21 protein-coding genes and 1 pseudogene are annotated in these 24243 nt (G+C 61.7%); 13 read left to right on the top strand and 9 right to left on the bottom strand.

Annotation, left to right across the window (positions count from 1 at the left end; all coding sequences use genetic code 11):
- Nucleotides 1–27: 27 nt before the first annotated feature.
- Nucleotides 28–495, top strand: a complete 468-nt coding sequence (locus tag QD408_RS11170) for a cyclic nucleotide-binding domain-containing protein (RefSeq protein ID WP_004679746.1) — start codon at nt 28–30, stop codon at nt 493–495.
- A gap of 7 nt (nt 496–502) precedes the next feature.
- On the opposite strand, the gene QD408_RS11165 is transcribed toward QD408_RS11170, so the two are convergent.
- The 3 genes from QD408_RS11165 to QD408_RS11155 all read right to left on the bottom strand — a co-directional run bounded on the left by QD408_RS11165 (nt 503) and on the right by QD408_RS11155 (nt 3064).
- The gene (locus QD408_RS11165) at nt 503–793 is read right to left on the bottom strand and encodes a type II toxin-antitoxin system RelE/ParE family toxin (RefSeq protein WP_088683522.1); all 291 of its coding nucleotides are present in this window, start codon (nt 791–793) and stop codon (nt 503–505) included.
- Nucleotides 790–1251: a hypothetical protein gene (locus tag QD408_RS11160; protein WP_088683523.1), complete on the bottom strand. Its 462-nt coding sequence runs from the start codon at nt 1249–1251 to the stop codon at nt 790–792. Before QD408_RS11160 ends, QD408_RS11165 begins: the two co-directional genes overlap by 4 nt.
- Before the next feature lie 481 nt (nt 1252–1732).
- Complete coding sequence (locus QD408_RS11155; RefSeq protein WP_088683524.1) at nt 1733–3064, bottom strand: MFS transporter; 1332 nt, start codon at nt 3062–3064, stop codon at nt 1733–1735.
- A gap of 376 nt (nt 3065–3440) precedes the next feature.
- Between QD408_RS11155 and cyoA the strand changes: the two genes are divergently transcribed.
- The 6 genes from cyoA (at nt 3441) to QD408_RS11125 (ending at nt 9829) form a co-directional block, all read left to right on the top strand.
- Nucleotides 3441–4625 (top strand): ubiquinol oxidase subunit II, encoded by a 1185-nt coding sequence (cyoA, locus tag QD408_RS11150; RefSeq protein ID WP_414139348.1) that lies wholly within the window; start codon nt 3441–3443, stop codon nt 4623–4625.
- 42 nt (nt 4626–4667) lie between these two features.
- Entirely contained in the window at nt 4668–6671 is a 2004-nt protein-coding gene (cyoB, locus tag QD408_RS11145; RefSeq protein WP_414139347.1) for a cytochrome o ubiquinol oxidase subunit I, read from the top strand.
- Nucleotides 6672–6676: 5 nt separating this feature from the next.
- Complete coding sequence (gene cyoC / locus QD408_RS11140) at nt 6677–7297, top strand: cytochrome o ubiquinol oxidase subunit III (RefSeq protein WP_088683777.1); 621 nt, start codon at nt 6677–6679, stop codon at nt 7295–7297.
- Complete coding sequence (cyoD, locus tag QD408_RS11135; protein ID WP_414139346.1) at nt 7294–7695, top strand: cytochrome o ubiquinol oxidase subunit IV; 402 nt, start codon at nt 7294–7296, stop codon at nt 7693–7695. The genes cyoC and cyoD overlap by 4 nt, the downstream gene beginning before the upstream one ends.
- Before the next feature lie 43 nt (nt 7696–7738).
- Nucleotides 7739–8497 (top strand): SURF1 family protein, encoded by a 759-nt coding sequence (locus QD408_RS11130; protein ID WP_414139345.1) that lies wholly within the window; start codon nt 7739–7741, stop codon nt 8495–8497.
- A gap of 132 nt (nt 8498–8629) precedes the next feature.
- Complete coding sequence (locus QD408_RS11125) at nt 8630–9829, top strand: acyltransferase family protein (protein ID WP_414139381.1); 1200 nt, start codon at nt 8630–8632, stop codon at nt 9827–9829.
- Nucleotides 9830–10013: 184 nt separating this feature from the next.
- On the opposite strand, the gene QD408_RS11120 is transcribed toward QD408_RS11125, so the two are convergent.
- The 3 genes from QD408_RS11120 to QD408_RS11110 all read right to left on the bottom strand — a co-directional run bounded on the left by QD408_RS11120 (nt 10014) and on the right by QD408_RS11110 (nt 14323).
- Entirely contained in the window at nt 10014–11942 is a 1929-nt protein-coding gene (locus tag QD408_RS11120) for a PAS domain S-box protein (protein WP_414139344.1), read from the bottom strand.
- A 69-nt stretch (nt 11943–12011) separates the two neighbouring features.
- Nucleotides 12012–13418 (bottom strand): FAD/NAD(P)-binding protein, encoded by a 1407-nt coding sequence (locus QD408_RS11115; RefSeq protein WP_414139343.1) that lies wholly within the window; start codon nt 13416–13418, stop codon nt 12012–12014.
- Between the two features lie 287 nt (nt 13419–13705).
- The gene (locus QD408_RS11110) at nt 13706–14323 is read right to left on the bottom strand and encodes a flavodoxin family protein (RefSeq protein WP_414139342.1); all 618 of its coding nucleotides are present in this window, start codon (nt 14321–14323) and stop codon (nt 13706–13708) included.
- 121 nt (nt 14324–14444) lie between these two features.
- Between QD408_RS11110 and QD408_RS11105 the strand changes: the two genes are divergently transcribed.
- From QD408_RS11105 to QD408_RS11085, 5 genes and pseudogenes are all read left to right on the top strand, one after another.
- Entirely contained in the window at nt 14445–16406 is a 1962-nt protein-coding gene (locus tag QD408_RS11105; RefSeq protein ID WP_414139341.1) for an ABC transporter ATP-binding protein, read from the top strand.
- 23 nt (nt 16407–16429) lie between these two features.
- Complete coding sequence (locus QD408_RS11100; protein ID WP_414139340.1) at nt 16430–18322, top strand: ABC transporter ATP-binding protein; 1893 nt, start codon at nt 16430–16432, stop codon at nt 18320–18322.
- Nucleotides 18323–18427: 105 nt separating this feature from the next.
- Complete coding sequence (locus QD408_RS11095; RefSeq protein ID WP_088683533.1) at nt 18428–18745, top strand: hypothetical protein; 318 nt, start codon at nt 18428–18430, stop codon at nt 18743–18745.
- Nucleotides 18746–18947: 202 nt separating this feature from the next.
- A pseudogene (locus QD408_RS11090) lies at nt 18948–19989 on the top strand (LacI family DNA-binding transcriptional regulator).
- Between the two features lie 82 nt (nt 19990–20071).
- Nucleotides 20072–21109 (top strand): LacI family DNA-binding transcriptional regulator, encoded by a 1038-nt coding sequence (locus tag QD408_RS11085; RefSeq protein WP_414139339.1) that lies wholly within the window; start codon nt 20072–20074, stop codon nt 21107–21109.
- A 16-nt stretch (nt 21110–21125) separates the two neighbouring features.
- On the opposite strand, the gene QD408_RS11080 is transcribed toward QD408_RS11085, so the two are convergent.
- Nucleotides 21126–22325, bottom strand: a complete 1200-nt coding sequence (locus QD408_RS11080) for a multidrug effflux MFS transporter (RefSeq protein WP_088683536.1) — start codon at nt 22323–22325, stop codon at nt 21126–21128.
- Between the two features lie 171 nt (nt 22326–22496).
- On the opposite strand from QD408_RS11080, the gene QD408_RS11075 reads away from it, so the two are divergent.
- Entirely contained in the window at nt 22497–23237 is a 741-nt protein-coding gene (locus QD408_RS11075; protein WP_088683537.1) for a TetR/AcrR family transcriptional regulator, read from the top strand.
- 15 nt (nt 23238–23252) lie between these two features.
- Here QD408_RS11075 and QD408_RS11070 read toward each other — a convergent pair whose 3' ends face one another.
- Together QD408_RS11070 and QD408_RS11065 are read right to left on the bottom strand one after the other, a co-directional pair.
- Complete coding sequence (locus QD408_RS11070; RefSeq protein WP_088683538.1) at nt 23253–23693, bottom strand: response regulator; 441 nt, start codon at nt 23691–23693, stop codon at nt 23253–23255.
- 200 nt (nt 23694–23893) lie between these two features.
- On the bottom strand, nt 23894–24112 hold the full coding sequence (locus QD408_RS11065) for a hypothetical protein (RefSeq protein WP_414139338.1): 219 nt from the start codon (nt 24110–24112) through the stop codon (nt 23894–23896).
- Between the last annotated feature and the right edge of the window lie 131 nt (nt 24113–24243).

Genomic DNA, 24243 nt, shown 5'->3' with positions numbered 1-24243 from the left:
CCATGCGGCAGGGGGTTAGAAACGCTCATGCTGTTGAGAGACGAAGTCGAAATGCTGCGCCGGGTGCCGATCTTTTCGAGGATTGCACCAGCAAAGCTCAAGCTTTTGGCCTTCACCTCCGATCGCATGACCTACAAGGCCGGTCAGGATCTCTTTCATCAGGGCGACGTCGGCGACGCCGCCTATGTCATTCTCTCCGGCAGCGCCGATATCATCGTCTCCTCGCCGGCAGGCGAGATCAAGGTTGCCGACGTCGAGCTCAATTCCATCGTCGGCGAAATCGCCATCCTCTGCGATGTCTCACGCACGGCAACGGTGCGCGCCACCTCGCCGCTCGAAGTGCTGCGCATCAGCAAGGAGCACTTCCTGAAGCTGCTCAGCGACTTCCCCGAAATGGCGGTGGAAATCATGAGGGTGCTGGCCGATCGCCTGAACCACACCACAGCGGAGTTGACCGCGGCGCGCGCGGCAAAGCAGCCGCAGATGGCGCAGTAGAACGCATTCAGCGTTTCGGCGGCCATTTCTGCGCGCCATGAAGAAAGCGCAATATTTCCACTCTCTGTACTTTTCTGTCGATGCGGTAGATCAGCAAAAATGCGGTACGCGGAACAACCAGTTCTCGCGTTCCATCGAGACGACCGCCGCGTCCTGCCTCCGGATGATCAGCAAGCATTCTTACCTGATGTCGGATGACATCGTCCAATGCGATTGCAGCCTTGGGATTTTGGGTGAAGATGTGCCGGATCTGACCTTCCCGATCCAGAAGAGCCTGTGGCAGCCATTTGACGATCAAGCCTTATCTCCGGATTCCAACTGCGCGAGCAGTTCGGCTCGAATCTTGTCCATTCGCTCTTCGGCATCTTCTGCATTGATCCAGACCGTGTTCGGATCATCGGCTTCCCTGATCGCCTCTTCGACCTGATCGCGGAACCACTTGTCGTATTCCGCCGCCTCATGGGTACGACGCAGAGCTTCGGCTCGATCGGGCCGCGCGGCCGTTTCAGGCATGTAATCTCCGGCATCGACATCGAACTGCGCAATGCCGACATCCTTGAGATAAGAAACCAAAGTGTCGATGCGTTTGAACACCCGCACCTGCCGGCTGCGCTGGGCGGCGAGCGGGCGTTCGGCTTTGCCGTAGCGGATGACGACGGACCAGCCGCCGGCTTTGCCGACGACATGCGCAGCATCGACCGCTCCAGCTTCGACAAGACGGGAAAGGGTCGAATGATCGATAGTCTCGGCGGTCATGACATATCCTCGTTCAGGCCAACAATGATACGCAATTAATTATAGATTGCAATGCATTTAATTATTGTAATGGCATCTGGCGTGTGTACCCGTGTCCACATTCTATTCACACTGTTCCAACGCCTGCTGAAGGCCCGCGCCGCCGCGCGCAGATGGCGCCACAAGTCGGTCGGCCAATTGCGGATTTGGCTATCTGATGAGGGTGCGTAAGCGCTGTTCTTCATTTGCTCTCCGCCTGCGTCATTTAGCGGGAAACCAACGCTACACCCTCCACAAGTCCACGGCTGCTGCCGAATTCACACCGATTGGCTGCCCCTCACTCTAACCCTCTCCCCGTAAACGGGGCGAGGGGACGTGCCCTGCGAGAGGCTGATGGGGAACGGAGACGTTGCGGCTTGCCTCCTTCGCCCCGCGCGCGGGGAGAAGGTGCCGGCAGGCGGATGAGGGGCCGGCGTCTGGAGCGCAACCCGTGTCTACATTTCTATTCCCGCTGTTCCAGCGCCTTGCTGAAGGCGAGTGCCGCCAGCGTGCAGATGGCGCCGGAGAGCAGGTAGTAGCCGACGAAGGTCAGGCCGAAGCGGCTGGAGAGGCTGAGGGCCACCAGCGGCGCAAAGCCCGCGCCGACCAGCCAGGCAAGGTCCGAGGTGAAGGCAGCACCCGTGTAACGATAGCCGCGGCCGAAACGAGACGAGATCGAGCCCGTCGCCTGGCCGAAGGAAAGGCCGAGCACACCGAAGCCGATGATGACGAAGGCATCGTGACCGCTGTTGCCGGATGCAATCAGGATCGGGCCGACAAAGCTGAAGACGGCGATGATGACGGCACAGACGGCAAGCTGGGCGCGCCGGCCGATGCGGTCGGCGATCAGGCCCGATGTGATGATGGCGACGACGCCGACCATGGCGCCGATCACCTGCACCACCATGAAGGCTCCGATCGGCTGGTTGCCGTAAAGGCTCATCCAGCCGAGCGGGAAGATGGTGACGAGGTGGAACATGGCGAAGCTCGCGAGCGGCACGAAGGCGCCGATCAGGATGTCGCGGCCGTGAATGCGTAGCACGTCCAGGATCGGGGCCGCTTCAAGCTCGTGCTGCTCCAGCAGCGTGCCGAATTCCTTGGTCATGACGAGGCGCAAACGCGCAAACAACGCCACAACGTTGATCGCGAAGGCGACGAAGAACGGATAACGCCAGCCCCAGGAGAGGAAATCCTCACTCGAAAGATTGGCGACGAAATAACCGAACAGGATGCTTGCCAGCGCAAAGCCGATCGGCGCGCCGAGCTGCGGGATCATCGCATACCAGCCGCGGTGATTGGCCGGCGCATTGAGGGCGAGCAGCGAGGCAAGACCGTCCCAGGCGCCGCCGAGCGCGAAGCCCTGGCCGAGACGGAAGAGCGCCAGAAGCGCGATCGACCAGACGCCGATCTCGTTATAACCCGGCAGGAAGGCGATCGAGGCCGTGGAACCGCCGAGCAGGAAGAGCGCGATCGTCAGCTTCGTGCCGCGGCCATACATCCGGTCGATCGTCATGAAGACGACGGAGCCGACGGGGCGGGCCAGGAAGGCGAGCGAGAAGACCGCGAAGGAATAGAGCGTGGCCGTCAGCCTGTCGGGAGCGAAGGGGAAGACCAGCTGTGGAAAAACCAGGACCGAGGCAAGGCCATAGACGAAGAAATCGAAGAATTCCGACATGCGGCCGATCACCACGCCGACGGCGATGCTGCCCGGGGAAACCGGCTTGTCGTCGTGAATGCGCCGCGCGTCGCGTTCGAGCGACGACGATGACGGTCCGTAATGCGATGCTGTTGCCATGAAACGCCTCCTCGTTAAGGCGCTTCCGGCAAAGCGCCTCAAGCGTGATCTTGATCAAACCCGCAGGCTTATCAAGCCCGTAAGACGTAAATAGTTCATCATCACGGCTGAAAATGAGGCGCAGGAGAAGAATCGCGCCGCCGGCCGGCTATTTTTCCCGGGAAAGCTGGCTTGTCCGGCGCTTGCGGATATATTGATCGCAACGATCCCGCACCGCGAAGAATCCTTTCTGTTTTCATCAGGATTTCAAAGCGGTAGCCTAAATGATTTCTGCCGCACTGCGGCATACATGCTGCACTGCGACCTTCCGCCTCATGTCGCTATCGGGTTCAGTGCTTTAGTCGCGAACCAAACGAAACAACAAGAGCTTAGAGACGTGCCAAAACTCGTGAAGTTTTCCCGCCTTCTATCCGTCTTGCCGCTGCTTTTCCTGGCAGGATGCAACATGGTGGTCATGGCGCCTTCCGGCGACATCGCCGCGCAGCAGCGCGATCTCATCCTCGTCTCGACGGTACTGATGCTGATCATCATCATACCAGTGATCTTCCTGACACTGCTTTTCGCCTGGCGCTACCGCCGTTCCAACACGGCCGCGACTTACGACCCGGAATGGCACCATTCGACCCGCCTCGAAATCGTCATCTGGTCCGCACCGCTCGCCATCATCATTGCGCTCGGCGCCGTCACCTGGATTTCCACGCATAAACTCGATCCCTACCGTCCCCTCGACCGTCTCGATGCGGAGCGCGCCATTCCGGCCGATACCAAGCCGCTGACCGTCGAGGTCGTGGCGCTCGACTGGAAGTGGCTGTTCTTCTATCCCGAGCTCGGCATTGCCACCGTCAACGAACTTGCTGCCCCGGTCGACATGCCGATCAACTTCAAGATCACCGCCTCCTCGGTGATGAACTCCTTCTACATCCCTGCCCTTGCCGGCCAGATCTACGCCATGCCCGGCATGGAGACGAAGCTGCACGCCGTCATCAACCGGGAAGGCGAATATGAGGGCTTTTCCGCCAATTACAGCGGCGCCGGCTTTTCGCATATGCGCTTCAAGTTCCACGGCCTCAATCAAGAAGGCTTTGACGCCTGGGTGGCTCAGGTCAAGCAGCAGGGCACGATGCTCAACCGTGACGCCTATCTGAAGCTCGAAAAACCGAGCGAGAAGGAGCCGGTGCGCTATTATGCCGGCGCCGATGCCGACCTCTACAACGCCATCCTCAACATGTGCGCCACACCGGGCAAGATGTGCATGAACGAGATGATGCACATCGACATGATGGGCGGCGGCGGCAAGGAAAGCGCGGAGAACCGCGAGAAGCTGCAATACGACAATCGCCATGCCGACGAAGGCATCGTGGCGCCGGCTGCCACCGTGCCGGCAACGGGTGCTCCGGCACGCAGCGAGCCGGCCAGAAGCACCGATGGCAACAGCATGCAGCACGACATGCCCGGCATGCACAGCACGCCCGGAATGGACATGCAGCATGATGGCCATTCCATGCCCGGCATGAGCAATGATGCCGATCCTGCGCCGGCGCAGCTCAACAATAACAATTAACCTGGCGCTTTGCGTCGCAAGACATAATGAACGGGTTGTTCCATGTTTTCCAATCCTGACCTCCTGAAGTTCATCTTCGGCCGGTTGACCCTCGATGCCATCCCCTATCACGAGCCGATCCTGGTCGTGACCTTCATCGGCGTCGTCATCGGCGGCCTCGCCGTGCTTGGCGCCATCACCTATTTCAAGTTCTGGGGTCCGCTCTGGCACGACTGGATCTGCAGCGTCGATCACAAGAAGATCGGCATCATGTATGTGATCCTGGCCGTCATCATGCTGCTGCGCGGTTTTTCCGATGCCATCCTGATGCGCGTCCAGCAGGCGATCGCCTTCAACGGCAATGAAGGCCCGCTGCCGCCGCACCATTACGACCAGATCTTCACCGCCCACGGCGTCATCATGATCTTCTTCGTGGCGATGCCCTTCGTCACCGGCCTGATGAACTTCGTGGTGCCGCTGCAGATCGGCGCCCGCGACGTCTCCTTCCCCTTCCTCAACAACTTCTCCTTCTGGATGACCACCGCCGGCGCGATCATCATCATGCTGTCGCTCTTCATCGGCGAATTCGCGCAGACGGGCTGGCTCGCCTACCCGCCGCTGTCGGGCGCCGCCTACAGTCCGGGCGTCGGCGTCGACTATTATATCTGGGGCCTGCAGGTCGCCGGTGTCGGAACGACGCTTTCGGGCATCAACCTGATCGCCACCATCGTCAAGATGCGCGCCCCCGGCATGACCTTCATGAAGATGCCGGTCTTCACCTGGACGGCGCTCTGCACCAACGTGCTGATCGTCGCCTCCTTCCCGATCCTGACGGCAACGCTCGTGCTGTTGTCGCTCGACCGCTATGCCGGGACCAACTTCTTTACCAACGACCTCGGCGGCAATCCGATGATGTACATCAACCTCATCTGGATCTGGGGCCATCCGGAGGTCTACATCCTCGTGCTGCCGGCCTTCGGCATCTTCTCCGAAGTCGTCGCCACCTTCTCCGGCAAACGCCTGTTCGGCTACGCCTCCATGGTCTACGCGACCTGCGTGATCATGATCCTGTCCTACATCGTCTGGCTGCACCACTTCTTCACGATGGGCTCGGGCGCCAGCGTCAACTCGTTCTTCGGCATCACCACGATGATCATCTCCATCCCGACAGGGGCGAAGATTTTCAACTGGCTCTTCACCATGTATCGCGGCCGCATCCGCTACGAGGTGCCGATGCTGTGGACGGTCGGCTTCATGGTGACCTTCGTCATCGGCGGCATGACGGGCGTCATGCTTGCCGTGCCGCCGGCCGACTTCGTGCTGCACAATTCGCTGTTCCTCATCGCTCACTTCCACAACGTCATCATCGGCGGCGTTCTCTTCGGCATGTTCGCCGGTGTGAACTACTGGTTCCCCAAGGCCTTCGGCTTCAAGCTCGATCCCTTCTGGGGCAAGATGAGCTTCTGGTTCTGGCAGATCGGTTTCTGGTTCGCCTTCATGCCGCTCTACGTGCTCGGCCTGATGGGCGTCACCCGCCGCATGAGCCAGTTCGAGGATCCGTCGCTGCAGATCTGGTTCATCATCGCCGCCTTCGGGGTCGGCCTGATCGCGCTCGGCATCGCCAGCTTCCTGATCCAGATCGTCGTCAGCTTCATGAAGCGCGAGGAACTGCGCGACGACAGCGGCGATCCGTGGGACGGCCGCACGCTGGAATGGTCGACCTCCTCGCCGCCGCCGGACTACAACTTCGCCTTCACGCCCGTCGTGCACGATCATGACAGCTGGTACGACATGAAGAAGCGCGGCTACGAGCGTCCGCTCGGCGGTTTCAAGCCGATCCACATGCCTAGGAATACCGGCGCCGGCGCGATCCTGTCGGCCATCAGCGTCGCACTCGCCTTCGGCCTGATCTGGTATATGTGGTGGCTGGTCGTCGTCTCCTTCGTCGCCCTGATCGCCGTGGCGATCGGCCATACCTTCAACTACAGGCGCGACTTCTACATCCCCGCCGAAGAAGTCACGGAAACGGAAGGCAAGCGCACGACGCTGCTTGCCGAGCAGGTGTAATGACCATGAGCGATCACACTGTCGACACGGCCGAAAAGCCTGAATTCTACCTGACGGAAGATCATCATCCGGAGAACAGCACCAATCTCGGCTTCTGGCTCTATCTGATGAGCGACTGCCTGATCTTCGCGGTGCTGTTTGCGACGCATGGCGTGCTCGGCCGCAATTATGCCGCCGGCCCGTCGCCGGCCGATCTCTTCGATCTGCCGATCGTCGCCCTCAACACGTCGATGCTGCTGTTCTCCTCGATCACCTATGGCTTCGCCATGCTGCAGATGGAGCGGAACGCGAAGGCGGAAACGCTGTTCTGGCTCGCCGTGACCGGGTTGTTCGGCGCAGCCTTCATCGGGCTCGAACTCTACGAGTTCATCCACCTGATCCACGAGGGCGCCGGGCCGACGCGCAGCGCCTTCCTCTCCTCCTTCTTCACGCTCGTCGGCACCCACGGGCTGCACGTCACCTTCGGCATCATCTGGCTGATCACGCTGATGGTGCAGGTGTCGATGCACGGGCTGATCGAAGCCAACCGCCGCCGCCTGATGTGCCTTTCGATGTTCTGGCACTTCCTCGACGTCGTCTGGATCGGCGTCTTTTCCTTCGTCTATCTCCTGGGAGTTCTCGGATGAGTTCGCAAGCCCCCGCACATGAGGATGCCCACGAGGCTCACCACGGCCACAGCCACGGTCATCAGGCCGGCCACGGCACATTCAAAAGCTACATGACGGGCTTCGTGCTCTCCGTCATCCTCACCGCCATCCCCTTCTGGCTTGTCATGTCAGGCGTCGTCGCCAGCCCGGCTTTGACCGCGGTGCTGGTGATGGGTCTGGGCGCGGTCCAGATCGTCGTCCATATGGTGTTCTTCCTGCACATGAATCCCAGGAGCGAGGGCGGCTGGACGATGATGGCGCTGATCTTCACGATCGTCATCGTCGCGATTGCGCTCTCCGGCTCCCTCTGGGTCATGCATCATCTCAACACCAATATGATGCCGATGAGCCCCGAGATGATGAAGAACATGCCGTGATTGTGAAAAAAGGGCGGCGGCAACGCCGCCCTCGGCGGTTCCCATGAACAAGGCTTTCTCGGAAAAATCGGAAAGACGGCGTTCGCCGGCAAAGGTCGCGATATTCTGCCTCTGCCTGGCGCTGCTGGCAGCCGCCCTCGCCGCACTCGGCACCTGGCAGGTGCAGCGCCTCGCCTGGAAACGCGACCTCATCGCGCGCGTCGACGAGCGGGTGCATGCGGCATCCACGCCGGCCCCCGCCCCCACCGACTGGAACAAGATCAATGCCGCCGACGATGAATATCGGCGGGTGACGGCAACTGGCACTCTGGCAAACGACAGGGAGACGCTGGTCTATGCGTCCACGATGCTCGGCCCGGGCTATTGGGTGATGACGCCGCTGATGCTTGCCGATGGGGCAACCGTTCTCGTCAACCGCGGCTTCGTTCCGAGCGACAAGCGCGATCCGGCTTCGCGCCGCGAGGGCGAACTGTCGGGCCCCGTCGAGATCACCGGGCTCATGCGGATGACGGAGCCGAAGGGATCGCTGCTGCAATCCAACGACACCGCCGCCGACCGCTGGTATTCGCGCGATGTCGCCGCAATCGCTGAGAAACGCGGCATCGGTGCGGTCGCGCCCTATTTCATCGATGCGGATGCCACGCCCAATCCCGGCGGCCTGCCGGTCGGCGGCCTCACCGTCATCCATTTCCCGAACAACCATCTCGTCTATGCGATCACTTGGTATGGGCTGGCGGCGATGGTGCTGGCATTGCTGGCGTTCATTCTTCGCGGCGAGATCGGAAGAGACCGCCGAGCGTAGTTCCTGGCACCCGCCGTCGTTTTGCACTCGTGCGGACGCTCCGGCAAGCAGCAGTTGCGCGCGCACCGGATTAATCTCTTGTAAAGCGATGTCCGATACTGCTTGCCTGAAGAGAACATATTGAAGCTGCACATGAGCCGGCCGGATTACATCCCCAGTCTCGATGGTCTGCGCGGTATCGCCGCGCTTCTGGTCGTGCAAGCGCACATCGGGCTCATCTTTCCCAATACAGCCTTGCATTCCATAACCATGGGCAGCGAAGCCGTCGGCTTGTTCTTTGCCCTCAGCGGCTTTCTGATGGCCCATCTCTACGGCTCGCGGCCGTTGACCAGAGAAACCGTCCTGGATTTTCTCGTGAGCCGCTTTGCCCGGATCTATCCGGTCTATCTGGTTGCCGTCCTGCTCGTGGCGATGCTGTCGAGCATCCAAGATCTCAATTTCGTTCAGCCGATCATCGGCGGCACGGACTTTCTCCGCCATGTCTTTCTTCTGGGCTCGAGCGGCGTTTTCTGGTCAATTCCGCCCGAAATTCAATTCTATCTGTTCTTCCCGATCCTTTGGCTCTGCTTAGCCCGCCCGCACCGCCACAGCGGCGTGATCGTAGGCTTGACGGTGTTCGTCATGGTGGATGGCCTGCTCGGATTGCCGGGGCCCGGGATAATGCTCGTTTCCAAGCTCCCCTACTTCCTGTTCGGCGCCCTTGCCGGGGCGATGCATTCCTACTGGGATAAATGGACGCCATCCGCCCTCACGGGAGCTTTCACGCTCTTCCTTCTGGCGGTGTTCTTCACGTACAGGAATATCTTGCCGGGTTTCTCGCCTGAGTTTTGGAGCCTGCAAAGCGCGGCCGCCGCAGCCGTCATTGTGGCGCTCGTCGCTCGACAACCTCCCATCGCAGCCCATGTCCTGGCATCTGCACCCGTACGGTTCCTGGGGACGATCAGCTTCTCGCTCTATCTTTTCCACGTCCCCATAATGTTCCTTGTACGCCGGGCCTTGGAGGCCCTGACGCCGGAACCGGCGCTCATCCTGGTGGCGCTTTTCGTTGCGGCAGCAGGAGCATGGTTCATTCATGAGACGATAGAAGTTCCGAGCCGACGCCTGCTCGTCGGGTTGTGGCAGCATCATCGGTGGCGCATCCCCTCGCGCGAAACTCCGGCGGAGACGATCGAACGGGCGATCCTTGACCTGCATGAGACTGAAAAGCGCCTCTTGGACGGCGCAGCTTCAGCCTCGGCGGGTGAACCGCCAATTCCGACGGAGGCAGAACTCCGGGAGCGAGCCGAACACTCGATCATCCAGGATAATGGCGACGAGAAGCTTCGCGCCTAAAGCTTCCGGCGCAGGCACTCGACAACACTCGCTGGACCAGTTCGTAACGCGTCCGAGAATTGAGCGCCGCCAGCCGGACGCCTAAAGCGTGTCGCGATCTTTCAGATTCGCTTGCCACGCTTTAAGTCTTTGGTTTGCGCATGTCTTTGGCGCAAAACCGCTGCACACTTTTGCGCGACATGCTCTAACAAGCGACCCGGCTGATCGCTTCGGCGAGCTGTGCCTGCGAGAAAGGCTTGCCGAGCCGGGGCAGATTGGCCATGCCGGACCCCTCTGGCAACTCTGCGTAACCGGTTGCAAGGATGATCGGCATCTCAGGCCATTCGGTGCGGATCGCCCGGGCAAGCTGCGCGCCAGTCATGCGCGGCATGGCATGGTCGCAGATCACCAGATCGACCGGCTCCTTGCGCAGGATGTCGAGCGCCTCTGATCCGGCCATTGCTTCGAGCACGGTATGGCCGAGATCCTCCAGCATTAGCGTCGTATTCATCAGCACCAGACCGTCGTCATCGACGGCGAGGACGCGCAGGCCCGGCGGCGCGTTTTTTGCGCGTTGCGGCAGCGGCGCCGCTGCCTCGGCCGCCTGTTCGGCAACGACGACCGGGAACCACAATTCGGCCGTCGTGCCTTCGCCGGGCGTGCTCTCCAGGAAGAGGCAGCCGCCGGATTGGGTCGCAAGGCCCTGCACCATGGAAAGGCCGAGGCCGGTGCCCTTGCCGACGCCCTTGGTGGTGAAGAAGGGAGTGACGGCCTGTTCCAGCGTCCTGGCATCCATGCCCTCGCCCTCATCGACCACTGCGATCCGGACGTAGCGGCCGGGCGACAGACGGCCCTTGCCTGACGGCACCACTTCCTCGGCAGCGCGAAGCACGATTCTGCCGCCGGACGGCATGGCATCGCGAGCATTGACGACGAGGTTCAGGATCGCCATTTCCAGCTGGTTCGGATCGGTAAGGATCGTCGGCAGCCTGACGGGGAAGAACGTATCGATCATGGTGAGGGGACCGAGCGAACGGCTCAGCATATCCATCATGCCGCGGACCAAGCCGGAAACGTCGATCGGCTCCACATGCAGTTCCTGCCGGCGGGAGAAGGCAAGCATGCGCTGCGTCAGCGCCGCTCCGCGCTGAGCGCCCTGCATGGCATTGTCGACCAGCGATGTCAGCGAGAGATCCTGCGGCATGCGCTTCTTCAGGATTTCGAGACTGCCGAGCACGGCCATCAGCAGATTGTTGAAGTCATGGGCGATGCCGCCGGTCAGTTGCCCGATCGCCTCCATTTTCTGCGACTGGAACAGCTCCTCGCGAGCCTGCTCCAATGCCCGCTGGGTTTCCATCTTCTCGGTGATATCGCGGGTGATCTTGGCGAAACCGAGCACCTGGCCATCGTCGTCACGGATGACGTCGATGACGACGCTGGCCCAGAAACGGGTGCCGTCCTTGCGGACGCGCCAGCCTTCCCTTTCGAACCGGCCTTCAGAACGCGCGGCGCTGAGCGCGGTTTCAGGCACACCGGCTGCCCGGTCCTCTGGAGTATAAAAGGTCGAAAAGTGCCGGCCGATGATTTCTTCGGGCCGATAACCCTTGATGCGCTCGGCGCCGAAATTCCAGCTGCTGACATTGCCCTCGGGGTCGAGCATGTAGATCGCGTAATCCGAAACGCCCTGGATGAGCCGGCGGAACTGTTCCTCGCTCTGGCGGATCGCGTTTTCGGCTGCCCGGCGTTCGGTCAGGTCGCGGGTGATCTTGGCATAGCCGATGAGTTCCCCGGAGGGGTGGCGGATCGGGTCGATGATCACATGAGCCCAGAAGCGGCTGCCATCCTTGCGCTGGCGCCAGCCCTCCCCTTCGAACCGGCCGGTCTTGGCCGCCGTGGCGAGCGCTCGCTCGGGAATTCCCGCGGCTCGATCCTCTTCCAGATAGAAGCGGGAAAAATGGTCGCCGAGAATTTCGGAAGGCTTGTAGCCCTTGAAGCGTTGCGCGCCGGTATTCCAGCTCGTTACGATGCCTTCAGGGCTGAGCATATAGATGGCGTAGTCGGTGATGGCATCGACCAAGAGGCGAAAGCGTCCCTCTTCGGTAAGAGACGTATCATGTCGATCCAGCACTTCCATCTGCCCCTCTGCGTTACCAGCGCACATAACGCAGCCGCAGGCCGATGGTTCCGGGACGCCCTCAAATTTTCAGACGGCCTTGACCTGCGGATAAAACCGTTCGCCGACGCGCTCGGCCGCGGCATAGGCCTGCGAGACGATTTCGGGCACGAGATCGATATCGGGCAGGCTGCCGAGGCCGAGGGGGCCGACGGCAAAGAGACCGGCGACCGTCGAGCCATCGTCGAGAAAAGCCTCACCGCGCGCATTGACCGCAAGGCCGAGCGAGAGTTCGTCCGGCATGGCGAGTCCGGCGGAAAGCAGGCTCTGCACCAGCGGCGCGGAAAGATCGGGCGCCTGACAGCGGCAGTCGATGATGCGCTCGGCATGAATGACCTCTTCAGCGGATGAGCCGGCCGGCGTGAAGAACAGGCCGCTCAATCCCTGGCGGCCGACGCGGCCGCGGCGCAGCACCGTACGGCCTTCGGCCAGCTCGCGTTTCAGGCGCAGGTGCATGGCCTCCGGCAGGCGATTGCGGTGGCTGTCGTAGATTGCCCTCAGATGCCGGTTGAACTGGTGCTTGTCGCGCGCCGGCAGCGAGCGCCAGAGCGAGCGGGCATGTTTCCTCAAGCCGTTCATCACCGATTGCCAGCTTCGGCCCTGTTCTTCCGCCTCGCGACAGGCCTGGCGGATGAAGCGCACGATCTCGGGCAGGCTCTGGGGCAGCGCTTCGGCCGGGAAGACCGGATCGGCGGAATTCGGCGTATGGCTCTGCGGCAGGAAGCCACGCCGGGAAATGATCGTCACCTGGCCGTCATAACCGGAATCGCGCAGCTGCAGCAACTGGTCGACGACGCGGATGCCGCTGCCGAGCAGCACCGTATGCGGCCGGGCGACGAGGCGCTGGGCCCTGATCGGCGAGGCATCCTGATCGCCGGCATCGGCCTGCGCCAGACCATAACCGGTAGCGAGGATGACGGTATCGAACAGCGGGTTGGCGGGATTGGCGCTTTCAAGCAGGAAGCGGTTGCCGTGGCTCCTGCGGATCGCCACAACAGGATCGGTACACACCTGGACGGTAATGTCCTTGCGGGCGGCGAGCGCTTCCGAAAAGCGCTGGTAGACATAGTCGCTGAAGATCTCCTTCGGCACGAAGATCTGCCGAAAGCCCGGAATGGCGGCCGGCACGGCGGCGCGGAAGGCGGCGTTGCTGCAGAGCCAGTCGTTGAAATCGTCATTGTCGCCGAGCGACACCGAAAGATCGCGCACACGGGTATTGAGGATCGTAGAGGAGCGGACCGAGGCCAGCGCCTGACCGCCGCTCACCGACGAATGCGGATCGAACAGCTGCAGGTGGAAAGGCGTGCGCACCGTCTTCATCAGCGCAATCGCCGTCATCATTCCGGAAAAGCCCCGCCCGACGATCGCAATGCGCGGTACGGCCGAAATTTGCGCCGCCGCATTGGCTCTCGCGGAAAAAAGTCCCTGAACCGTCATCGCAACTCCTTTGCGGTTTCAGCCGCACCGTCTGTCGATCGAGGTTTCAACGCATAAAGCGATCACGCGTTGTTGAGGTTCATACGGCCATTCACAAACACCGCCGCAGGATCGGGTCCGGCCAGCGGCCCGCAAAAGAGATAAAAGGGCGATCATGCTCACCCATAGTCTATTAAACTAGTCGTGTATGAAAGCCCCAAAAGCCTGATGTGGCAAGAGGGTTTACGGCACCGCCCCATAACTAATTGAAATAAAAAGATATTAACTACCGAAGCGACTTTCTCCGGTCAGCCGCCTTCGCCAGGATACTGCTTCGCCTGCAAAAGACCCGCCAAATGCGCCGCGTTGCGCGCCAACATATCGACCGATGTCGTCACCTGCTTCGGCACCTTGTCGAGATCGACGAAATTGGTGGACCCCATCGCCTCGCCGACCCAATAGGCGACGGCATTGGCGGGGATGGTGAAGCCGACATCGCTCAGCGCCTGATAGAGTTCGGCCGATACGTGATGGGCGCCGTCCTCATTGCCGACGACGGCGACGGCCGCGACCCTGCCGTAGGAAACTATGCGGCCCTGATCATCCGTCTCCTCGAGGAAGGCGTCCATGCGCTCCAGCGCCCGCTTGCAGACGCTGGAGGGCTGGCCGAGCCAGATCGGCGTCGCCATGAGCAGAATATCGGCGTCCAGCAGCTTCGCGCGGATCGCGGGCCAGTCATCGCCGTCGCCTTCGTCCGAAGTGACGCCCGGCTTGATGTTGAAATCGGCAAGGCGGATCACTTCGGTCGTGATGCCATGCGCCGACATTGCCTTGTCGATGAGGCCGATCATCCGCTCGGTCGAAGATGCATCCTTGGCGTTGCTAGCCTTCAGCGTGGCGTTGAGAGCGAGGGCTTTCAGCGGCATGTGTCTCTCCCGGTAACGGTTGCTGAAAAGGGTTGCCTGCTGCAACCCGCCCGCGGGCTGATTGTTCCCGCCGGCATATGGGAGGCCTCACGCAAAAATAACCAGATGGTGAATTCTTTACTTGAACGGCCAAATGGAATCGGCAAAAGTGACGGTGCTATCAATCCCTTCATGGATTTGCCGTCTTTCCGGGCCAGCGTCCGACCACACATCTATTGGAAAAAATACCGTGAGCAGCGATGCGTCCATACGCGCGGCGAAGCCTTCGGCTTCGATGGCGCTTGCAACCGCGGCAGGGTGGGGCAAGGGCCTCTACACACTGTTCCGCATCACCGTCATGGCCTTCCGTCACCCTTGGCAAGCCGGGCTTGCCATCGGCGCCACCTTGATCGCCTCCACCTTCCAGCTTCTGATCCCCCGTCTTCTCGGCCAGGCCGTCGATCATACGCAGGTGGCGCTTCACGGCGGCACGATCGGGCAGCAGGCACAGGACGCGCTGCTGACGACGGCGCTGCTTCTGCTCGGCGCCAGCGTGCTGCGCGGCATTTTCACCATGGTGCAGAACTATTTCAGTGAATCCGTCGGCCATCACATGGGCTACGAGCTGCGTCTGGCCTGCTACGAAAAGATCCAGCGCCTCTCCTTCAGTTTTCATGACACCGTGCACTCCGGCGACCTGATCACCATCGGCCTGCTCGACCTGGAAGGCGTGCGCATGTACTTCTCGACGGCGCTCGTGCGTGTCTTCCTGCTTTCGATGCTGATCGGCATCGGGGCTTACATGCTGCTGTCGACGGACGTGGTGCTCGGCCTGCTGGCCCTTTCCTTCGTCCCCTTCGTAGGCTGGCGCTCGTCCGTCACCCAGCTTCGCCTGCGCGCCACCTGGCTGGACCTGCAGCAACGGCTTTCGGTGCTGACCCGCATCATGGAAGAAAATCTCGGCGGCATCCGCGTCGTGCGCGCTTTCGCGGCGCAGGAGCACGAACTCTCGAAATTCGAGAAAGCGTCGAAGAATGCACTGGAGCTTGCCCATCAGCGCGTCGGCATCCGCGTCACCAATACCAGCGCCATGACCTTCTCTTTCTTCGCAGCCATGGGTCTCGTGCTGTGGGTCGGCGGCGGCAAGGTGCTCTCAGGCGAGATCACCGTCGGTACGCTCGCTTCCTTCCTCACCTTCATGACCATCCTGCAGATGCCGGTGCGCCAGCTCGGCCTGATGGTCAACGCCTTCGCGCGCGCCTCGACCTGCGGAACGCGCCTCTTCGATCTTCTCGACCTGGAGATCGCCGTGCGCGATGCGCCGGATGCCAGGGAGCTTGATGTCACCGATGGCACCCTGCGCTTCGAGAATGTCAGCTTCGCCTATCCGGCCTCGCCGATGCATGAGGTGCTGCACGACGTAAGCTTCGAGGCGAAGCGCGGCGAAACGATCGGCATCGTCGGCCCGCCCGGCAGCGGCAAGTCGACGCTGGCGCATCTGATCCCGCGCTTCTACGACGCGACCGGCGGCAAGATCACCATCGACGGGCAGGATATCCGCAAAGCGACGCTGCAGTCGCTGCGCCGCGCCGTCGCCGTCGTGCAGCAGGATTCCTTCCTCTTCACCACGACGATCGAAAACAATATCGCCTATGGCGACCCCTGGGCCAAGGAAAGCCGCATCGAGCGCGCCAGCGAAAGCGCGCAGCTCCACAACTATGTCCTCGGCCTCCCCACAGGCTACGGCACCGTTGTCGGCGAGCGCGGCGTCTCGCTTTCGGGCGGCCAGCGCCAGAGGCTTTCGATCGCGCGGGCGCTGATGCTCAAACCCGCAGTGATGGTGTTCGACGATTCGACGGCGGCAATCGACGCAGCCACGGAGCAGCGCATCCGCAGCGCGATGCGCCGCTATGCCGCCGACCGCGTCACCATCATCGTCGCCCATCGCCTGAGTTCGCTGATGCATGCCGACAGGATCTTCTTCATCGAGGACGGCCGCATCGTCGAACAGGGCACGCATGACGAGCTGCTTTCGCTCGGCGGGCGATACAAGGCGCTTTACGATTTGCAGGTGCGGCCGGGCGACGACGCTTTGAGCGCGTAAGAAACCGGCGCTGGAGGAAACTGATGGCCGAGGAACTGGAAACCGAACGCTCCGACGTTCGCGAGGATGGCAGGCGCCCGCCGCGGGCGGTCGTCGGATCGCAACGCGTCGAAGAGGAAATCTTCGGCAAGGTCTTCGATTCCAACATCATCAAGCGCATCTGGGCCTTCGTGCACCCCTACCGGCGCGATGTCATCCTGTCGGTCGTTTCGGTGCTCGTCTTCACCGCCATGCAGCTCATGATCCCGCTGATCATCCGCTACGCCATCGACCACGGCATGCAGCCGGGCGGCAATTCGGCGCTGATCTCGGCGATCGTCGCCTTCCTGATCGCCATCCTCGTCAACTACGGCGCCAGCTATTGGCAGGAAACACTGGTCGGCGGCGTCGCGGAAAACGTGCTCTTCGATATACGCAGGGCGATGTTCTCGCATCTGCAGCGCGTCTCGCTTTCCTTCATGGACAAGACGGAGGTCGGCCGGCTGATGTCGCGCCTGCAGGGCGACGTCAACTCCATGCAGGAATTCCTCGAAACCTGCGTTCTGTCGGTCGGCGACATCTTTCTGCTCTTCGGCATCGTCTTCGTGATGCTCTATCTCGACTTCAAGCTCGGCCTGCTGACGCTTTCCGCACTGCCTGTTCTCTTCGTCGTGCGTCTCTTCTGGCTGCCGCTCGCCCGCAAGTCCTTCATGGCCGCACACGAGACGAACTCCGTGGCGAACGGCGCGCTTGCCGAAGCGATCCATGGCGTTCGCGCCGTCCAGAGCATGGACAGGCAGGAAGTCAACTTCCAGCTCTACGACGACAAGGCGCATGCCAACCTGCTGACGCATCTGACGGCGGCGCGTTATGCCCAGATCATGGTGCCGATCGTCGATTCGCTGACCGGCATCGCCATGGCGCTCGTCATCGTCGTCGGCGGTGCCCGCGTCCTGAACCAGGCGCTCGACGTCGGCGTGCTCGTCGCCTTCCTCTTCTATATCCAGCGCTTCTTCGACCCTATCCGTTCGCTGACCCTGCAATATTCCGTCATGCAGCGCGCCATGGCGTCAGGCCAGCGTTTGACCGACGTGCTCGACGTACCGATCGAGATCCAGGACGCGCCCAATGCCAAGGTGCTGTCGGCAGACATGGACGGCTCGGTGGAGTTCCGCGACGTCGTCTTCGGCTACAATCCCAAGCATCCTGTGCTCAAGCACGTCAGTTTCAAGGTCAATCCCGGCGAGACGGTGGCCCTGGTCGGCCCGACGGGATCGGGCAAATCGAGCTGCATGTCGCTGATCCACCGCTTCTATGAGGTGCAGCAGGGGCAGGTTCTGGTCGGCGGGCATGACGTGCGCGCGCTGACGCAGGATTCGCTCGGCGCTCAGATCGCCATGGTGCTGCAGGAACCCTTCCTCTTCACCGGCACCGTCTTCGAGAACATCCGCTACCACAAATCGGAAGCGACGCGCGAACAGGTGATCGAAGCCGCCAAGGCGGTCGGCGCGCATGACTTCATCATGCGCATGCCGGAAGGCTACGACAGCATGCTCGGCGAGCGCGGCGGCAATCTTTCACTCGGCCAGCGCCAGCTCCTCTCCTTCGCCCGCGCGCTGGTGGCGGATGCGAAGATCCTGGTGCTCGACGAGGCGACGGCCAATATCGACAGCTATACCGAGATGCTGATCCAGAAGGCTCTGGTGAAGCTCTTGGAAAACCGCACCGGTCTCGTCATCGCCCACCGCCTTGCGACGATCCGCGAGGCCGACCGCATCATCGTGCTGCAGAACGGCGAAATCATCGAAAGCGGCAACCATCGGCAACTGATGAAGAACCGCAAGCTTTATTCCAGGCTCTATAACCTCAACTATGCCTCCTTCGACGATATTCCCGAGGACGTGCTGGAAGAGACGACGACGGAATCGGCGACCTGATACCCCTTTGCCCTGCATTAACGCCTGTCGCAAAGTTTGAACGAACAATCGCCTTGCTGCCGCATTTCCCTCTTATCCGGGGCAAGTGCCACTGAGGAGAATATTATGAAGAGAATTATTAGCAGCCTGTTGATCGCGACGGCCCTTGTTGGATCGGCTATTCAGCCTGCTGCCGCGCGTGACCGTCATCACCACAACGACACCGGCCGCATCATCGCCGGAGGTGTTGCCGCAGGCGTCGTCGGCGGTCTGATCGGAGGCGCGATCGCCAATGGCGGCCCGCGTTACGTCGATGACGGCCCTCGTTATGTGGAGAGCCCCCGCTATGTCGAACCCCAGCCGAGATGCTGGTATGAGGACCGCGACGTGCGCAACCGCTATGACGGCGGCTATCACGCCGAAACGGTCCGCGTCTGCGAGTAGCCGAACTTCTCGGAGCGGCGCGCCCTGAGCATTGGTCGGCGCCGCTCATTCACTCCCTCAGCCGAGGTTGAATTCGCCAGCCCGGCAGCTGTCCGCAACGAAATCGCCTGTACTTTGCGATTATCTCCCTTTTAGAAAAAATCTGGCTGCCGTGCGGCCAGCTGTCATCTGGCTGTCAGAGACGGCAAATAGCTGAAGGGCCATGATTGATGGCCCGGTGAACGGCGGCAAGACGCCGAAGAAAGAACGCATGCGTTTCGTCAGCGCCGAGCAGGTGGCGCAATTGGCGGGCGTTTCGCGCTCGGCCGTCTCCCCGCACATTTACACCAGGCGCGAGCGTCGCTCCGGCGACGCGCGAAAAGGTGCTGCGGGCGGCCGAAGAACTGGGCTACCACGTCAACGACCTGGCGCGCGGCGTGCTTGCCAATCAGAGCCGCCTCGTCGGCATCGTCGCGACCCGGCCGGAAGTGGGTTTTCGCGCGCATCTGGCCGCCACCCTTGCCAAATCGCTGATCCGGCGGGGCAGCATCCCGATCCTGATCAATACCGGTCAGACGGAAGAAGAACTGCTCGCCGCCCAGAAGATGCTGATCGGCCACCGCGCCGAGGCAATCATCATCCTGTCCGGCTCACCGCCTGCAAGTTTCCTCGAACTCGCCCAGCGCAACGGCCAGCCGCTCGTCGTCATCGGCCGATCGGAGCCCGACGCCGATCATGTGCGCGCCGGCAATTCCGAAGCCTCGCGCAGGGCGGCGACGGCCTTTTACGAAAGCGGCAGGCGTCGCCTGGCCGTGATCGGCTCCAATTCGGGAACGCCTGCGATCGTCGAGCGCGAAAGCGCCTTCCTTTCAGCCGCCGAGTCGCTCGGCGCATCCATTGTCGTCACGCGCGGCGGAGATTCCGATTATGAGGGCGGCGTTACCGCCGGCCGTGCACTCTTCTCGGAGCGAATAAAGCCCGACGCCGTCTTCTGCGCCAACGACCTGATCGCCTTCGGGCTGATGGATGTCGTGCGCCAGGAAGCGCGGCTGCGCATTCCGGAAGATGTCGCCATCATCGGCTTCGACGACGTTCCGGAATCCTCCTGGCTGAGTTACCGGCTGACCACCTTCCGCCAGGACCCGTTGACCATAGCGCAACGCGCCGTGGAACTGATGGAGCGGCGGCTTGAAAACCCCGACGCGCCGCCGGCTTACGAACGCGTCATTCCGGAACTCGTCATCCGCCAGAGCTTCAAGCCCTAACCTCTCTCCCTGGCTTTTCGCGGGCGCAATCCTGTGGCAAGAAGGGCGTAACGCGATCGGGTGGGGAGGAAAGTCGCCAGAGATGAAGGGAATTCGCCAGCTCGCCGAGCATCTCGACATTTCGATCGGGACGGTGTCCCGGGCGCTGAACGGCAAGCCGGATGTCAATGAAGAAACGCGCCGGCGCGTGCTCGCCGCCGCCGAAGAACTCGGTTACGTCGCCAACCAGTCGGGCCGCAGCCTTCGCCAGGGCATGACCAATGTCATCGGCCTGATGCTCGAGGTGAGCCGCGAGACGGTCGAAAACAGCGACGACTTCTTCCTCGGCGTCACCGACGGGCTGCAGAGCGTGTTTTCCCGCCACAAGCTCGATCTGGTCATGCTGCCCTGCCCCGATGACGAGGATCCGCACGAATATCTGAAGCGCATGGTGGCGCGCCGCCTCGTCGACGCGCTGATCATCTCGGCGACGAGGCGTACCGACCGGCGCATCGAGCTTCTGGAAAAGGCCCGCATCCCCTTCGTGGCGCTCGGCCGCAGCGCCTCGGGCGGCAGCTATACCTGGATGGATCTCGACTTCGAGGGCGTGGCGGCGCGCGGTGTCGACCGGCTGGTCGCAAAAGGCCATAGGCGGATCGCGGTGGCCGCCCCCTCCTCCGATATCAATCTCGGCTACATTTTCCTGGACAGCTACCGTCAGGCGCTGAAACGCCACGGTATCCCCTTCGATCCGGCCCTCGTCATCCGGGTCAAATCGAGCGAACAGGGCGGCTATCAGGCCGGCCACGAACTGCTGATGATCGAAGAGCGGCCGACCGCGATCATCCTGATCCACGAACTGATGGCGATCGGGCTTTACCGGCGGCTGGCGGAAGCCGGCATCGTGCCGGGCCGCGACCTTGCCGTCGTCGGCTTCCGCGAAGAACCGCGCACGCATTTCCTGCAGCCGACGCTGACATCTTTCCGCATGTCGCTGCGCGATCTCGGCGCGCAACTCGGCGAAACCTTGCTCGCCACCATGCCGGCCTATGCCGATCACTATCCGCAGGGCGCCCGCAACCGCATCTGGCCGCTGGAACTCGTTCCCGGTGAAAGCGACGCTTTCACGCTGACGGGCTGAACCTCCTCAGAGCCGGTCACTCGGCGGCGGCAACCGCGGCGCGGCGGCCGATCGTTGCCTGCGTCAGCACGAAGGCCGAGAAGGCGCAAAGCGCGATGCCGGCGGCCATCGGAACGGCCGTTCCGTCGAAGAAGATGCTCGATATGACCATGGCAACTGCGGCGATGACGAAATGCAGCGTGCCCATCAGCGACGAGGCCGTGCCGGCGATCTCGCCGTGATCCTCGAGGGCGAGCACCGCGCTCGTCGGGATGACGAGACCGAGGCAGCCATAGCCGATGAACAGGAAACTTGCCATTACGGGCAGCTGGTTGAAGCCCGCAGCCATCACCACCGCCATGACGACCATGGCAAGCGCGAAGGCGCTGACCGCAATCCGCATGACGCGCACCAGGCCGAAGCGTTCGCCGAGCCAGCCGGTCGCCTGCGATACCGCAAAGAAGGAGACGGCATTGATCGAGAAGGCGAAGCTATATTGGGTCGGCGTCAGCCCGTAGTGCTGGATCAGCACGAAGGGCGAGTTGGCGAGATAGACGAGGAAGCTCGAAATGCCGAGACCGCCGATGAAGGTCAGCGTCAGGAAATTGCGGTCGGCAAGCAGCCGCCGGTAGGCGCTCATGGCGCTGCCAAGGCCGCTGCCGTTGCGCTCCTTGGCCGGGCGGGTTTCCTCAAGCTGGGTGGAAAGCAGGACGAGGCCGATCGCGGCAGCGATGGTCACCGCCCAGAACACGCCGCGCCAGCCTGAGAATTCGATGACGGCGCTGCCGGTCAGCGGCGCCAGAATCGGCGAAATCGAGAAGACCAGCATCAGCAGCGACATCAGGCGTGCGGCCTGCACACCGGTGTGCATGTCGCGGACGATGGCGCGCGGAATGACCATGCCGGCCGCGCCACCGATACCCTGGACGAAGCGGAAGGCGATCAGCGTTTCGATATCGGTCGCCAGCGCGCAACCGATCGAGGCGACGGCGAAGACGCCGATACCGAGATAGAGCGGCAGCTTGCGGCCCCACATGTCCGACAGCGGACCATAGACGAGCTGGGCGAGCGCAAAGGAGATGAAGAAGGCGAGAAGGGTCAGCTGGGTGACGCTGTTATCGGCATGCAGGTCCTGGCCGATGGACGGCAGTGCAGGCAGATACATGTCGATGGCAAAAGGCCCGATGGCCGAGAGAAGGCCGAGAATGAGGGCAATGCGAAAGAATGAAGCCGTCATAATGGTGATCTTTCATAAAAGCGCAGCGGAAGCATCGGATCGTCGCTCCGCGCATTGCCTCGAGGTTTAATGATGATCGTTCCGCGCGAAGACGAAGTTGGGAGCTCATATCTCCAGCGGCGAAACCAGGGGTGTCAATAAATTTGGACACGGATGTAAAATTAGACGCCATTGTCTAAGTCGTCAAGACGTCTTATCCTCGTTCTCATGAAAGATCGCATGACACCCGCAGGCAGGATGACGGGGCATACCCAGCGCGGACAATGCTTCAAGCGCATGTCCATTTTGGATGCCGCCGCCGACGTCTTCTGCCGCCAGGGTTTCGCCGGCGCCAGCATCGACGAGATCGCCGCCGTTGCCTGCGTATCGCGCCAGACGATCTACAATCACTATCGCGAGAAGGAAACGCTGTTCGTCGCCGTCGTCGAGGACGTCATGAACCGCGCCAACACCATGCTCTTCTCCATGCTGTCGACCTTCCCAGAAAATGCCGACAATCTGGAGGACGACCTGACGGCCTTCGTCGTGCGCCTCAACAAGAACTGCATCTGCAATCACGACGGAAAATTCCTGCGCAAGCTGGTGCAGACGGAAGGCGAGCGATATCCGCACCTCTTCGAAAGCTGGCGCCAGCACGGGCCGGGCAAGCTGACCACGGCGCTGTCGGCGCTTTTCGCGCGGCTTTCTCACAAGGGCGCGCTCGTCATCGACGATTTCGACGTCGCCGCCCGCCAGTTCGTGGCGCTCGGCAATGCCGACCTGCAAATGTCAGTGCTTTTCGGCGGGATGCCCACCGACGAAGAACTGGAAAAAGCCGCCCGCAACGCGGTGCGCACTTTTCTCAAGGCTTACGGCAGGCCGGCGACGGAAAAGGCCGGCGTCCAGCCGCAGCTTGCAGCCGTTTCCGGCTGATCGAGACAAGCCCGATCAGGCAAATACCGTCATCTGCTTGGGAACGACCGCGAACATGCCGACGCGGCGCGCGGCAAGATATTTCACCAATTGTTCGACGACCGAAGGCATGACCGGTTTCTGAACCACGCCCACCGCGCCCTTGATCCCATCGGCAACCATCTCGGGATTGCCGGTCATGAAGACGACCGCGATGCCGTGCTCTTCCGCCAGTTGCCGGCCGATCTCAGGCCCCGTCGGCCCATCGGCGAGATTGACGTCGACGAAAGCGATGTCGGCAAGCGGCGCCAGCCGCAGCGCCTGTTCGCGATCATGCGCAAGACCCGCCACCTGCATGCCGATGCTCTCCACCGTCGCCCCGAGATCCAGGGCGATCAGAAATTCATCTTCGACGATCAATACTCTCTGATTCATGAGATCATCTCGTTGCCAGCGCCGCACGACATTGGTGGCCATGATATATCCCCTTGTTACGCACATACTTCGAAAGAGGGATCCGCTCCGGCAGCTATCCCTGCCCAAAACTCATGGCTGTAACGGGCAACTCGACGTTATGTTCCGCCGTGAAACGCGATTTTCCATATTTAAGATATTGTTAACATTGATAAATTTTTAACGATGTGAATTTCGCGCAAAAGCGGCCGCCTCTGCCGCCGTCACGGCGCTGCGACCGACAGGCTAATCAATCCCCGATCTTCTGGCGAAAAGGAAAACAATTTCAGGCTCTCGATTCTCGGCAGCATGTTGCGGGCGGCCCCGGCCGCACCTGCTGCACCCACAGCGAGCAAGAGGCCATTGGCTGCAAGGAATGTGGTAAAGCCGCCATGGCCGAAAATCGTGAACGTTGCATTGCCTCTGGCAGCCACCCAAATCATTGCTCACCCTTGCAAAAAGCGGCCCATCGCTTCCATCGATATGACAGCCGGACGAAAGCGTCTGTGTGAAGGTGAAACAACGCTCAAGTTGAGTTGACAATCTCGTGAGGAGTGAGGAGAGTGCCCGCCGG

Origin of the sequence: Rhizobium sp. BR 249 (genome assembly GCF_047445895.1) — a bacterium.
Taxonomy (GTDB): Bacteria; Pseudomonadota; Alphaproteobacteria; order Rhizobiales; family Rhizobiaceae; genus Rhizobium.
Note: the sequence above shows the minus strand (reverse complement) of the source record. Positions and strands in the feature narration are given on the sequence as shown.